Below are 12751 nucleotides of genomic sequence, written 5' to 3'. Positions count from 1 at the left end.
CCTCAGGCCTTCGCCAGCTTTGCAATCCGTGCCGCTTGCAGTTTCGCGAAATCGTCGCCTGCATGATAGCTCGACCGCGTGAGCGGCGTTGCGGACACCATCAGAAAACCTTTGCCGTAAGCTGCTTTCTCATAGCTCGCGAACTCCTCCGGGGTAACGAAGCGATCCACTGCATGGTGTTTTGGCGTAGGCTGCAGGTACTGTCCGATTGTCAGGAAATCGATATCAGCGGCGCGCATGTCTTCCATGACCTGAATGACCGATTGACGGTCTTCGCCCAGCCCAACCATGATGCCGGACTTGGTGAACATCGTTGGGTCAAGTTCCTTGACCCGTTGAAGCAGACGCAGGGAATGGAAGTATCGCGCACCTGGCCGCACCTCGGGATAAAGCCCCGGCACCGTTTCGAGGTTGTGATTGAACACATCCGGTTTTGCAGCAACGACCGCCTCCAGCACCGAAGGGTCCGCTCTGATAAAATCAGGCGTGAGAATTTCGATGGTCGTATTGGGGGATTTCCGGCGGATCGCGCGGATGGTCTGTGCGAAATGCTCCGCCCCGCCGTCTTCGATGTCATCGCGGTCAACGCTGGTGATGACCACGTGGTTCAGGCCAAGCTTTGAAACTGCATCCGCGACGCGCCCGGGCTCGAACACATCCAGCGCTTCGGGTGGCTTGCCCGTCGCGATATTGCAGAAGGTGCAGGCGCGGGTACAAACCTCGCCCATGATCATCATGGTCGCGTGGCCCTGATTCCAGCACTCTCCCACATTCGGACATCCCGCCTCTTCGCAGACGGTCACCAGCTTATGCTCGCGCATGATATCGCGGGTCGCTTTGTAGCCCTCACCGACAGGAGCTTTTACCCGGATCCAATTCGGCTTTTTCGGCTGCGCCTTATCCGGTTTTGCCGCCTTTTCAGGATGGCGCTGGCTTGGAATTTTGAGATCGCGTGGCATGGGACAACATCGCTGTTCAGTTCGCGTTGTCTTTACCTAGGCAGCCTTCGCGCAAAAGTCCAACGGCACGGCGTTACATCCGCGCCGTTGGGATGAATTATGCGGCGAAGTCGAAGAAATCCTGAAAGAAGAAATCCTCAAACGGCACATCGACCGTGTCCGGTAAGTCGCGGTCCAGGTCGGACGAAGAATTCGGCTGCACATCGACGTCCGCAACTAAGTCATCAGGTTCAATAGGCTCAAATACAAAATCGGTTTCGGTGGTCGTGACGGTAAATCCAAGCAGTTCAAGCAAGTCGGCAAAGGTCATGGGTTGGTCGGCGGGCGGATCTTCCTGCTCCGGCGGGGTTTCTACCAAAGGTGGCGAGGCTGGGTCCGCCGCCGGTGGTGTGTCGGCCACAAGCACGGGCGACGCGTCCTCCGATACCGGATCGGTCGCCGTGTCCAAATCAACATCCGCATCCGTCGATCCGAAGTTTTGGGTCACCATCACCGCGTCGTAGCCGTCAAATTCGCCGGTTTCGATGCCAAGTCCGATATAGTCGAAATCGGGGTTCAGGATGTTTTCACGGTGGTCGGGGCTGTCCATGAGGGCCTCGTGCAGATCTTCCACATCATCAGAGATACCTTCCGCGCCGCGCTCGCTTTGCCATGCGATATTCTCGCCCCAGGACCAGCTGCCTGACAATTCGAAGTCGGCTTCTTGGATCCGGTCACCTGCGCTCGATCCTCCCTGGCCGGTGTGGGAAAACACGTCCTCGTCGAGCATCCACTGACTGTGATCCTCGCTCGAGGTGTTCAAATCCCGCTCAAGCTGAAGCGGATCGACACCCGCTTCGGCCCGCTCTTCGTTGATCAACTCGAGCATTTGGCGTTCGTATTCGTCTGCTGTCGACATATTGCCTCTCAGAGGTTTGTGGTATGAAACGTGAGGCGCTGCCTAGAGGACAGGGGATGACCTGCGAACCCCGGTATCTCGGCGAAGCACATGCCAGCAAAAGGATGCGCAATAGCCGGCTTCGGACCGGCAGCATCGCGCGGACCCAAGCCGCAGAAAGCGTTCTCCAGCGTCTACTATGGTTAATGGATGAGTGACTGAGGAATGGCCGAACCTAGGAGGTTCTGGTGTCTAGCGCTACTGAGAGCGTCGCATGACGCTGGCGAGACTTCCCAGAACGTCGTCCGCACCGCATGGTTTGATACACACAGGGATGCCCGGATAAGTATCTTCAAGATCAATCAGCGTGCCGTGGCCTGTGTGAAACACAAATGGAACCCCACGCGCCCGAAGCTTGTCGGCGAGTGGATAGACGTCCCGGCCATTCAGATCGATGTCCAAAATTGCGGCGTCTATCTCTTTCGTCTCAGCCAGTTCCATGGCGACGGAAACGGTCGTGGCCGGCCCCACTGGAATTGCACGGCAATCCACAAGTTCGAGTTCCAGCTCATAGGCAACCAGTGCCTCATCTTCGACAACCAAAACCGACCGACCTGACAGGCGATCACTCAGATCCTCGTCAAACCGTTCGGGATTGTATCGGTGACCATCAATATTGTGTGCGTCAGAAAAACAAACCGGAATCGTTCCATTGCAATTTTCTGAAACGTAGTCTCTCGAAGAGTGGTCTGTCATAATACAAATGATCGCTTTTACGCAGCGACCTCCTCAATTGAAAAGTCGAGCCGAAGTGAAAGTGCGCCGTCGCGCCACTCCCGCTCCAGTCTTCCGTTAAGCTGTGCAACCGAGATTGTCATCAATTTCGTTCCAAATCGGTCAACATTTCCTTGTTCTGCGCGGGCACTGCCGTCGCCTCTTTGCTCTTTCCAAACGAATTCGAGGTGTTGAGGCTCAGTCCCGTTTTCCAACAATTGCCAAGACACATCTGTGCGCCCGTCCTCCTCTGACCAAGCGCCATGCTCTAAAGCGTTGATGGCCAGTTCGTGCAGGATCATCCCTAGTGGCGTGGCTGCGCGTTTGGGAACGGTCACGGTCGGGCCGGACAGCGACAGAGCGGTTTCATGAGGTCTGTGAGGTCTTGTGATGGCGTCGACCATACGGCGCAAATCAAGGTTGGTTTCCGCATCCTTTTCCATGCCGGTCACATGGGAAATGGCAAGCGCTTTGATCCTGTTGCGTATTTTCGCAGCCAGCGCTGGGGCGTCATTTTCGTACTGCGCGCTCATCCGGACGAGGCTTTGGATGACCGAAAAGAGGTTTTTTACACGATGATGCAATTCGCGCGTAAGCTGCCGCTCTTTCATGTCCGCCATGTGACGTGCGGTGATGTCGCGATCAATCTGGAAGAACAGCGTTTCATCAGTTCCGACATGGACCCGATGGATCCGCGTTGAAGTGATAACGAGCCCCCCGTCTTTTGAGATCCGCTGGACATCGCCGACCCACTCCTGCCCCGCCATGACTTGCGCTTGGACAGTGGCCCAGTCTTCGCCGAATTCTGCTTGGGTCAGCTCATTCGGATTGCGCCCAAGCGCCTCGGCCTCTTCGGTCTTGTAGAGTTGAGTGGCGCCGCGGTTCCAGCGCACAACACCCTTTTGCAAGCTCCAGGCTAGAATTGCATCCCCCGACATATCAACCAACTGACTGAGTTGCCGGTCCAACGCGTGGGACCGGGTGTCATGGACGATTGTATGCGCGCCCAGCATACGTTTCGGGACACCGTTTTCCCGCATCGCCTTCCCGCGACATCGGATCGTCACGGTACCGCCGTCACTGGTTTTGTAGCGCACCAACTGATCGTAGGGGTACGAGGGATCAGCGCAGTGACGCTCAAAATTCTTGAGCGCCGCTGCGCCGTCTTCCGGGTAAATCAAATCCTGCCATTCGGAAGCCAGATGTTTCCGTTTCTCAGGATCAAATCCAAGTGCCCGCCAAAACCCCGGGCTCATCCATTCGTGCTCGGGATTTTCAAGGTCCCAGTACCAGAACCCATCCACGGCGCCTTGATCGAGAAACTGAAACGTCTGAGGATCACTCAGCAACGTTTCAAACTCGACCTCCAGGTAATGTCGTTTTGTGTCAGCGGCATCTGGGGCGTCGGCCAAAATTCATCCGATCATTGCGTTTTGCATACCGTGCTTCTCGCGATAATGCCGGTGGAGACGCTGCAGCGCAATACGTAGAACAATCTTGCCCGATCGAGCAGACCATCCCATGCGCTTTTCTGCGGCCTCGAGCCCTTCAAGAAAACAGCAGCAGCGCATGATGATATCGCCAAGACCCGGTCCCAGATCGTCGAGCGCAGACAGAATACGTTCACGTGCGGCGCGCGGGCCCTGCCCCAAACCACCATCAGACGCAAAACCACCCCGATCACCGCTTGTGAGAAAACGATCCCAGTTTTGCGCAACCCGCGGACCCATTTGCGCCAGTTCGAAATCCTCGCGGAACCGCTCGCCCGCTTGAACGAGATCGACATCCAGAAACGGCTTTCCGTCTGATCCCTTGCGGCGCGCCAGCATGGCGAGCGGGCTCTCTGCGATGTTGCATCTAATGCGTTGGCGCTTGCCCTTCTCATCGAGAATGTCACGCTCGCCGAATTCCATATGCTGGGCCGTGAAAACGCCCGGGGCTTCAGCAAAGCCAGCCCGATCACGACGCTTCTTTTCTTCCTCAGCCAGGAAACGTTTCAGGGCCGCGCGTCCAGCCGCTGTAATCTGGTAGCTTGCCACCCGACCCGACCGGGTGCAGCTGATCCAGTCTTTTACAACGAAAGCCTGCGCGACGTCGCGCTCAACGACCGCCGTGCGTGTGGGCGCTGCGTCTGAGTGCGACCGCAGCACAACTGCTTTGTCCATATCCGCTGCCAGCGCCAGCACTGCCCCTGTTTCACTGAGACGACGGAGGATGCGGCGCGCCTCGCGTGCCAGAGCTTCTTCGTCAGATAGGATAGGAGGAAATGTATGCGCATTCATTGAGTCGGATCCTTTGTGGCAATCAATTTGAGAAGAGGGCCAGAACAGCTGTCCAAGGCGCTCAAGTGCGTCGTCAAACAAGGGATCATCCCGCTGGCCTTCGAGCCGGCGGATCTGACGCAAAACCGTCGAGGGGTGGCAACCCTCTTGGCGGGCCACGTCACGCAGTGAGAGCCCCGCCTTGGTGTGTCGCAAATACCGACGCACCACCTCCGGAACCCAATCAGGTAAATCAAACTGGCAAAAATCACTTTGGCAAAAATTCATGTCACACGATCCCCATCGTCTGAAGCAGCCTGCACAACTTGGGGTTGCATTGCTTTCGAGATGGTTAATAACGAAGTATTTTTAGAAAAATTGTTTCTAAAGTATAAACAGTCTCTTAGCTGCCGTTCGGTGACCCAAGGTCCGCGGCAACAGCAAGAATCCACCGATATGTTGATGGTCGAAACTGATGCTGGAGACCTGAAACATGACTGACCTGAACGCCGCGCTGAACACTTTGAAACGCCCTCGCTTGCTTGTCCGCGCGGCCCGTCACGGACTGTCCGACTACAACAGAACCCGTGATCTACGTCGCATCGCAGGCCGTAATGCGGCCCCCGGATCCCGCGCGTTGATCAAGTCCCTTGTTGAAAAGGAAGAAAGCTTCGAGATCACCAGAAAAGACGGCTGCGCGACCTATTCAATCGCCCGCCATATTGAGGTGCTGGTTGCCCTGATGGCAGAGCTTCGCCTTATGTCGGAAGCTCGCCGCAGCGCCTGAGAGGCGCCTCAAGCAAACGCGTCCGGCGCCGCTTCTTTCCGCTGCCGGACGAACGCCTGCAAAGCTTCGTTGATCGCAGGATCAAGGGCAGGTTGCATATAGTCCTGCAGCAACTTCTCGACTCGGGCCGCGGCGATAATCTGCGTGTCGCGCCCGCCCTCGTCAGACCAGGTCTCAAACGGTTTGTAGTCCAAAACATCTGACCGCCAGAACGCATCCTTAAAATTCGCCTGAGTGTGCGCGCATCCCAGATAGTGACCGCCCGGTCCAACTTCCCGAATGGCATCAAGAGCTTGTGCTTCCTCGTCCACGTCGACGCCTCGGGCAAGCTTGTGAAGGACGCCCAATTGATCTGCGTCCATTACAAATTTCTCGAATGACGCGACAAGCCCGCCCTCAAGCCAGCCGCACCCATGAAGCATAAAGTTCACGCCCGCCATGAGCCCCGTGTTCAGTGAGTTGGCGGTTTCGTAGCCTGCCTGTGCATCCGGCAGTTTCGATCCGCAAAATGATCCGGCAGAGCGGTAGGGCAGCCCAAGACGGCGCGCCAGCTGCCCCGCGCCGTAGGTGATATGTGCGGCCTCCGGCGTTCCAAAAGTCGGCGCGCCAGAATTCATGTCAATTGATGTCACAAAAGCGCCGAAGATGACCGGGGCGCCGGGACGGATCAATTGAGAGTACGCGCATCCTGCAAGAACCTCAGCCAGAACCTGAGTCAGTGTACCGGCGACAGAAACCGGCGCCATCGCACCCCCGACAATAAACGGCGAAACAATGCAGGCTTGATTCGCGGCGGCATACACCTCCAGCGCGCCCATCATCGTGGCGTCGAATGTCAACGGGGAGTTAATGTTAATGAGAGACGTCATCACCGTACGGTCTTCAAGACCGCCAAAGAGGATGTCTGACATATCAACCGAGTCTTGCGCGCGAGATGGCTCGGTTACCGATCCCATGTAAGGCTTATCGCTCAGACTCATATGCGCGTAGAGCATATCGAGATGGCGTTTGTTCACTGGAACGTCCGTCGGCTCGCAGACCGTCCCACCGGAATGGTGCAGCCATTTCGACATGTAGCCCAATTTCACGAACTTGTTGAAGTCGTCCATGGTCGCATAGCGGCGGCCACCTTGCACATCCCGTACAAAAGGCGGGCCGTAGACTGGTGCAATCACCAAATTTGGGCCACCAATCTCGACGGACCGGTCTGGGTTACGGGCTTGTTGCGTGAACGATTTAGGCGCGGTTGCGCAAAGTTTCCGCGCCAAACCTTTGGGGATCCGAACCCGTTCGCCTGTGACCTCAGCGCCCGCATCGCGCCAGCGGTCTAACGCAACTGGATTATCGACAAACGCCACGCCGATTTCTTCGAGCACAGTCTCGGCGTTGGCTTCGATTATTTGTAGGGCCTCTTCATTTAGAACCTCGAAATTCGGAATATTGCGCTCAATGTATTTCGCACACTCGATCCGGACCGCGGTGCGTTCTGCGCGCCGCGCAGCACCGCCACCGCCTCGCGCGCGTCGTTTTGGTGCAATCGTGTCGGCCATGTCCCGCCCTCTCCGCTAGGTTTCACTACATTTACGGCCCGAGCGCCCGCCACCCCCAACAAAATCCGTCATCTCGGTCGGGAAAGCGACATTTACTCTGTGAAGAGTGGAAAAATAGGAAAGCTGTGAGACCGATACGCTGAGGGCTCTTGCACGCATCGCAGCTTAGCCCTAATGCGTGGCCATGACAGATCATATCGCGCCCGCCTCTCACGAACGCCTTCTGATTATTGATTTTGGCAGCCAAGTCACCCAGTTGATCGCACGTCGTTTGCGAGAGTTAAATGTCTATTGCGAAATCCATCCGTTCCAGAACGTCACTGACAGCTTTCTGAAGGATTTTGATCCCAAGGCCGTGATTTTTTCCGGGGGTCCGGCGTCAGTTATTGACGAGAACTCCCCCCGGCCGCCAGAAAGCGTGTTTGCCCTCGGCGTTCCGATCCTGGGCATCTGCTATGGTCAGCAAGTCATGATGCAAATGCTGGGCGGAAAGGTAACGCGCGGACATGGAACAGCCGAGTTCGGCCGCGCCTACGTAGAGCCTCAGGACACCACCACAGATCTTCTGGCTGGATGGTTTCTGGACGGGCGCGAACAGGTCTGGATGTCCCACGGAGACCATGTGGCCGAGATTGCGCCGGGTTTTGAGGTCTATGGCACCTCACCCAACGCGCCCTTTGCCATCACCGCCGACCTACCGCGCCGGTTTTTCGCCGTTCAGTTCCATCCGGAAGTACATCACACCCCGAACGGCAAGACTCTCTACGAGAATTTCGTCAAACTCGCGGGCTTTACGGGCGACTGGACAATGGGCGCTTACCGGGAGCAAGCCATTCAAGCGATCCGTGATCAGGTCGGTGACGGCAAGGTCATCTGCGCGCTTTCAGGCGGTGTGGACAGTTCCGTTGCGGCGGTCCTCATTCATGAGGCCATCGGCAATCAGTTGACTTGCGTTTACGTCGATCACGGCCTGATGCGCAAAAACGAATCCGCCGAAGTGGTGGGCATGTTCCGCGAACATTACAATTTGCCGCTTATTCACGCAGACGAGTCAGATCTCTTTCTTGGAAAACTTGACGGGGTCAGTGATCCCGAAACCAAGCGGAAAATCATCGGGGGGCTGTTCATCGAGGTCTTCGAAAAGCACGCGAAGGAAATTGGAGGTGCAGATTTTCTGGCGCAGGGAACGCTCTACCCCGATGTCATCGAATCCGTCAGCTTCTCCGGCGGGCCGTCGGTCACGATCAAGTCCCATCACAATGTAGGCGGCTTGCCAGACCGGATGAACATGCAGCTCGTAGAACCCCTGCGCGAGCTTTTCAAAGACGAGGTGCGTGCTCTGGGGCGCGAACTTGGCCTGCCTGACAGCTTCATCGGACGTCATCCCTTCCCCGGTCCCGGTCTCGCGATCCGCTGTCCTGGCGAGATTACGCGCGCTAAACTCGATATTCTGCGTGAGGCCGATGCGGTCTATATCGATCAGATCCGCAAGCATGGATTGTATGACGAGATCTGGCAGGCATTTGTTGCAATCCTGCCCGTCCGCACAGTGGGCGTCATGGGTGATGGACGGACATATGACTATGCCTGCGCGCTAAGGGCGGTAACGTCCGTTGATGGCATGACTGCTGACTATTTCCCGTTCAGCCATGAGTTTTTGGGGGAGACAGCCACCCGTATCATCAACGAAGTGCCGGGCATCAATCGCGTGACCTACGACATCACCTCAAAGCCGCCCGGCACGATCGAATGGGAATGATATTCAACGCATCGACGTATCTCTTCAACAGAAAGGACGAGTGCCACAGTGTACCCGGCCTTCAGTAACGATGTTCGGCAAGCCTTATAAATGTGACTGCTGGAATTTAGCTTAGCCAGAAAAAGGTTCGCCTACGGGGCCTGAACCTTCGCAGTTAGAATTTTGAAACTTGCGGCTCCAAAACCGATCGCAAAAGCACCCTCGAACCAGCGTCGCAATTTGAAATAGAGACGGGTCATACCTGTTGACGAGAACAGCAAAGCATAGCCGTGGAAGATTGCAAAGCTCTGAAACCCAACTGCAAGAATGACGAGGCCTAGATCCTGAACGCTGGTCCCAGGCGGTAAACCGAGTGAGTACAATGATCCAAAAAACAAGATCGCCTTTGGGTTCGTCAAATGGAGAGTCAAGCCTTTCGCATAGAGTGTGCGCCTGCCGCCGAGCAGCGGCCTAGCTGCCAATTCCTTGTCCGACATCGCTGAACGTGCGGCCTTGTAGGCCAGAAACATTAAGTAAGCAGCCCCGAAGTAGCGGATCACCTCAAAGACCCAGGCGTTCGCAAGCATCAACGCTCCAAGACCAAGTGCCGCCGCGATGGACCATATCAGAGATCCGGTCGTGATACCCGAAGCAAGCGCCAGTCCAGACGTTCGTCCTGATGCCATTGAGGTTCCTGCGAGGGCCAGAGTTGCTGGTCCGGGACTTGCCGACGCGACAAGCGCGGCAAGAAGAATAAGCGGAAGGTTGACGTCTAGAAGCATTGAGAGCTCCATGTGATTTCCTCATCAAGCTTTCGCACCTGCAGAATGTTGTCAATACAGGCTTTGAGGTCGACCTCCGCGGCCGCACAGAAGCCGTTGAAGGATAGGGTGCTGAACCACGTGTTCGACCAATAACCCGCCCCGTATCGTGTCAGTGAGTGGCAAAACATAGCTAGCTAAAAAATATGTTCATGAGAAGTGCCGCATCGACTTGGATACGTCGTTTGTATTGCTGTTTGCCCAGCTGTCCGACATCATGTTTTGCAAATTCATGTCCTAGTCAAAAACGCGCTATGATGTTCTGCGGTTGGTGAAAGGGGAGATGCGATCGTGACTATAACGAGGTTTCCGTATGAAGGTTTGGGACGGTGTGAAGCTGTCGTGTCGAACGGGCTTGTTTACGCTGTCGCAACTGACCCGCAAAATGCCGACGGTATACTTGCACAAACAAAGAATGCGCTCGACGAACTCAGACGGATCCTCGAAAAGGCAGGCAGCGGCAAGCCCGGACTGCTTCAGGCAACAGTCTATCTTAACAACATCACACAGAAGTCGGAAATGGATGCGATCTGGATCGACTGGATCGGCCCAGAAAAGAACTGGCCCCAACGCGCCTGTGTCGGTGTAGATCTGGATAAGGGTTGTCTTATCGAAATCGTCGTCACTGCAAAAGTACTGCGGTCTCTTGGCGAATAATGGTTGTTCTCTTTTTGAAGCGCTCTCATCTCTGACGACTGAGGCCGCCCCATGCCGCCAAACTTCTTACTCCAATAGTATATGTCTTGTCCGAAATCCTTGCCTTGCCGCGCACGATCACGACATCCAAACCATCATGCAAATGCATATCAATCTTGCGCAATAACTTCAGCACATCTTAATCCGAGTACCGCTTCCGAGCCATCAATCACCCGTCCTGCGGCAGATAAATAGTGGCACAGTTTAAAGGGCTAAGACAGCGGGTCCATACGATCAGGGAAAATTGCATGTTTGCCTATGCATCCTGACTCTAAGCGCAGCACGGTAACGCTTTAGGTCAAGGATTTCTTCGTTATCTGGGCCTTAGGATAAGGGCGCTGATGACACACCGGTCGTTGCGCGGATTTATTTAGTGAAGGCCAAGAGATGGGCGGCAATGCTGCAGCGGCCGTTGGTCAAGCACTGGCGGTCGACTTCCGTAACTTCGCCGACATACGTGGCAAAAGGCACATAACGATGTGACGCTTCAAGCAACGTACTTGTTCTCGGATCGGGTCCACTCCGACTTTTGAGAGAGCTACCGAAATCAAGAAACACCGACAAAAAAGGGGCAAAGAGCGCCTAATCACCCTCGGTATGCCTTGAACAGAAGCGCCGCCCCGAACCCGCCAACTGCGCAAACGCTGATTTCATCGGCGGCATATCCGCGTGCATACCAATCAGCTCTTTCGGCGAGACCGATTGAGACCGTAGGTCCGATGCGCAGAGGATCGCGCCCCCAGTGACTGCCGGTGAACGGTTCTTCCTCGAACAGATCCGTCAACGGCGTCCAGGGCAGGTCTGCTTTCGCCGAGAGAAGACCCGCGATGCAATCCACCTGCCGTGCCACAAGGCCGCGCAGTTCCAGCTCCTTTTCCGGGCGTGTCCTAATTTCACGCAACGCAACGTCGGCAATACCGTGTTGAACCTGAACGGCATGGCCAAACAGATGTGCCACACGATAGGTCTGCGCAGCACCTGTGATGTCCCGCGCGAAGATGATGTTCCTGGTCGTGCAATAGGCTGCATGCGGATTTACACGTTCATCTGCACCACACTGCCCCGCAATTTGATCAACCAGAACGACAGATGGCATCTCTGAAAAGGCCGCGTGTGCCGCATCTTCGAGAGACGTTAAACCATCCTCCGCCACCGCAGGTGCGACGGCCAAGGCGATCAGCACAGGACACCATTTCATCCGCATCGCTTGATCTTACCCGGGTTTCGGCTCAAGGACAGAGGACACGCACCGGAAAGTCCCACCATGCCCGCCAGCACGCCTCTGCAAGCCGCTCTTTGGATGCTTGGCGCAATTGTTTCGTTCACTGCGATGGCAATTGCCGGGCGGGCAATTTCGTCTGAACTCGATACGTTTGAGTTGATGCTGTATCGTTCGCTTATCGGGATCTGCATCGTTTTGATCGCAGCACGGCTTTTTGGAACGTTGGGCAGCATCCAGATGCGTGACCTGAAAACTCATGCGCTGCGCAACGTCGCACATTTCACAGGTCAGAACTGTTGGTTCGCGGCAATCACCATGATCCCGCTCGCACAAGTCGTCGCTTTGGAGTTCACGTCGCCTATTTGGGTGGCGTTGCTGGCTCCGTTCGTTCTGAACGAGAAGCTGACACGTCTGAGAATTCTCGTGGCGGTACTGGGCTTCATTGGCATTCTGATCGCAGCGCGGCCTGACATCAGCAATATCGAACCTGGCATTGCGCTGGCGGCATTGGCAGCCGTCGGTTTTGCGGGGTCCGCCCTGTTCACAAAACTGCTGACCCGTAGCCATTCGATAACCAATATCCTCTTCTGGCTCACCGTGATGCAATCGGTCTTCGGTCTGGTCATGGCCGGGTGGGACGGGGACATCTTCTGGCCTTCAGTCGTGATCTGGCCTTGGGTTGTGCTTGTGGCATTCGCCGGCCTGTGTGCTCATTTTTGCCTGACCACTGCATTGACCCTAGCACCTGCTGCCGTCGTCATGCCAATGGATTTCGCCCGGTTGCCGGTGATCGCTGTCATCGGCGCATTGGCTTACTCAGAGGCACTGGACCCTTGGGTCATCCTTGGCGCAGTCATCATTTTCAGCGCGAATTACCTCAACATCGCCGCCGAGACTCGACGGAAATCCCCCGTTCGTTAACAGAATTGTGCGATTTTCGCCACGCATGGGACCTGCAGGCAGAAAATCAAGGTCTGTGGATAACATGACGCTGGGTCACAAATTGACGCAGGTCTATGCTGTTCGGATAAAGCAGTTCGCACTAAGAAAAAAAGCGTTTCGGGAG

General features: G+C 55.8%; 12 protein-coding genes. 4 read left to right on the top strand and 8 right to left on the bottom strand.

All coding sequences use genetic code 11. From position 1 onward, the window contains the following. Positions 1 to 2: 2 nt before the first annotated feature. The 5 genes from lipA to KIN_RS03955 all read right to left on the bottom strand — a co-directional run bounded on the left by lipA (position 3) and on the right by KIN_RS03955 (position 5159). Positions 3 to 959, bottom strand: a complete 957-nt coding sequence (lipA, locus tag KIN_RS03975) for a lipoyl synthase (protein WP_159804639.1) — start codon at positions 957 to 959, stop codon at positions 3 to 5. 97 nt (positions 960 to 1056) lie between these two features. Beyond that, positions 1057 to 1857, bottom strand: a complete 801-nt coding sequence (locus KIN_RS03970; RefSeq protein ID WP_159804638.1) for a CAP domain-containing protein — start codon at positions 1855 to 1857, stop codon at positions 1057 to 1059. 237 nt (positions 1858 to 2094) lie between these two features. Continuing rightward, the gene (locus KIN_RS03965) at positions 2095 to 2592 is read right to left on the bottom strand and encodes a response regulator (RefSeq protein WP_159804637.1); all 498 of its coding nucleotides are present in this window, start codon (positions 2590 to 2592) and stop codon (positions 2095 to 2097) included. Positions 2593 to 2609: 17 nt separating this feature from the next. Beyond that, entirely contained in the window at positions 2610 to 4022 is a 1413-nt protein-coding gene (locus tag KIN_RS03960; RefSeq protein ID WP_159804636.1) for a PAS domain-containing protein, read from the bottom strand. Between the two features lie 3 nt (positions 4023 to 4025). Further along, positions 4026 to 5159 (bottom strand): DUF6456 domain-containing protein, encoded by a 1134-nt coding sequence (locus KIN_RS03955; protein ID WP_159804635.1) that lies wholly within the window; start codon positions 5157 to 5159, stop codon positions 4026 to 4028. 205 nt (positions 5160 to 5364) lie between these two features. On the opposite strand from KIN_RS03955, the gene KIN_RS03950 reads away from it, so the two are divergent. After that, positions 5365 to 5658, top strand: coding sequence for a DUF6477 family protein (locus KIN_RS03950; RefSeq protein ID WP_159804634.1), 294 nt, complete (start codon positions 5365 to 5367; stop codon positions 5656 to 5658). An 8-nt stretch (positions 5659 to 5666) separates the two neighbouring features. Here KIN_RS03950 and KIN_RS03945 read toward each other — a convergent pair whose 3' ends face one another. After that, positions 5667 to 7208, bottom strand: coding sequence for a trimethylamine methyltransferase family protein (locus KIN_RS03945; RefSeq protein WP_159804633.1), 1542 nt, complete (start codon positions 7206 to 7208; stop codon positions 5667 to 5669). A gap of 184 nt (positions 7209 to 7392) precedes the next feature. On the opposite strand from KIN_RS03945, the gene guaA reads away from it, so the two are divergent. Further along, positions 7393 to 8967, top strand: a complete 1575-nt coding sequence (gene guaA / locus KIN_RS03940; protein ID WP_159804632.1) for a glutamine-hydrolyzing GMP synthase — start codon at positions 7393 to 7395, stop codon at positions 8965 to 8967. A gap of 131 nt (positions 8968 to 9098) precedes the next feature. Here guaA and KIN_RS03935 read toward each other — a convergent pair whose 3' ends face one another. Continuing rightward, positions 9099 to 9728: a LysE family translocator gene (locus tag KIN_RS03935; protein WP_159804631.1), complete on the bottom strand. Its 630-nt coding sequence runs from the start codon at positions 9726 to 9728 to the stop codon at positions 9099 to 9101. A 330-nt stretch (positions 9729 to 10058) separates the two neighbouring features. On the opposite strand from KIN_RS03935, the gene KIN_RS03930 reads away from it, so the two are divergent. After that, on the top strand, positions 10059 to 10424 hold the full coding sequence (locus KIN_RS03930) for a Rid family hydrolase (RefSeq protein WP_159804630.1): 366 nt from the start codon (positions 10059 to 10061) through the stop codon (positions 10422 to 10424). A 625-nt stretch (positions 10425 to 11049) separates the two neighbouring features. Here the strand turns inward: KIN_RS03930 and KIN_RS03925 are convergent. After that, positions 11050 to 11667 carry a neutral zinc metallopeptidase gene (locus KIN_RS03925; protein WP_159804629.1) on the bottom strand — a complete coding sequence of 206 codons (618 nt, stop codon included), beginning with the start codon at positions 11665 to 11667 and terminating at the stop codon, positions 11050 to 11052. Positions 11668 to 11727: 60 nt separating this feature from the next. Between KIN_RS03925 and KIN_RS03920 the strand changes: the two genes are divergently transcribed. Then, positions 11728 to 12606, top strand: a complete 879-nt coding sequence (locus tag KIN_RS03920) for a DMT family transporter (protein WP_159804628.1) — start codon at positions 11728 to 11730, stop codon at positions 12604 to 12606. Positions 12607 to 12751 lie beyond the last annotated feature (145 nt).

This window comes from Litoreibacter roseus (genome assembly GCF_009811795.1).
Classification (GTDB): domain Bacteria; phylum Pseudomonadota; class Alphaproteobacteria; order Rhodobacterales; family Rhodobacteraceae; genus Litoreibacter; species Litoreibacter roseus.
Note: the sequence above shows the minus strand (reverse complement) of the source record. Positions and strands in the feature narration are given on the sequence as shown.

What these genes read in the sequence shown, in the direction of transcription:
- lipA (WP_159804639.1), bottom strand. Translation starts at nt 959, where the DNA reads ATGCCACGCGATCTCAAAATTCCAAGCCAGCGCCATCCTGAAAAGGCG.
- KIN_RS03970 (WP_159804638.1), bottom strand. Translation starts at nt 1,857, where the DNA reads ATGTCGACAGCAGACGAATACGAACGCCAAATGCTCGAGTTGATCAAC.
- KIN_RS03965 (WP_159804637.1), bottom strand. Translation starts at nt 2,592, where the DNA reads ATGACAGACCACTCTTCGAGAGACTACGTTTCAGAAAATTGCAATGGA.
- KIN_RS03955 (WP_159804635.1), bottom strand. Translation starts at nt 5,159, where the DNA reads ATGAATTTTTGCCAAAGTGATTTTTGCCAGTTTGATTTACCTGATTGG.
- KIN_RS03950 (WP_159804634.1), top strand. Translation starts at nt 5,365, where the DNA reads ATGACTGACCTGAACGCCGCGCTGAACACTTTGAAACGCCCTCGCTTG.
- KIN_RS03945 (WP_159804633.1), bottom strand. Translation starts at nt 7,208, where the DNA reads ATGGCCGACACGATTGCACCAAAACGACGCGCGCGAGGCGGTGGCGGT.
- guaA (WP_159804632.1), top strand. Translation starts at nt 7,393, where the DNA reads ATGACAGATCATATCGCGCCCGCCTCTCACGAACGCCTTCTGATTATT.
- KIN_RS03935 (WP_159804631.1), bottom strand. Translation starts at nt 9,728, where the DNA reads ATGCTTCTAGACGTCAACCTTCCGCTTATTCTTCTTGCCGCGCTTGTC.
- KIN_RS03925 (WP_159804629.1), bottom strand. Translation starts at nt 11,667, where the DNA reads ATGCGGATGAAATGGTGTCCTGTGCTGATCGCCTTGGCCGTCGCACCT.
- KIN_RS03920 (WP_159804628.1), top strand. Translation starts at nt 11,728, where the DNA reads ATGCCCGCCAGCACGCCTCTGCAAGCCGCTCTTTGGATGCTTGGCGCA.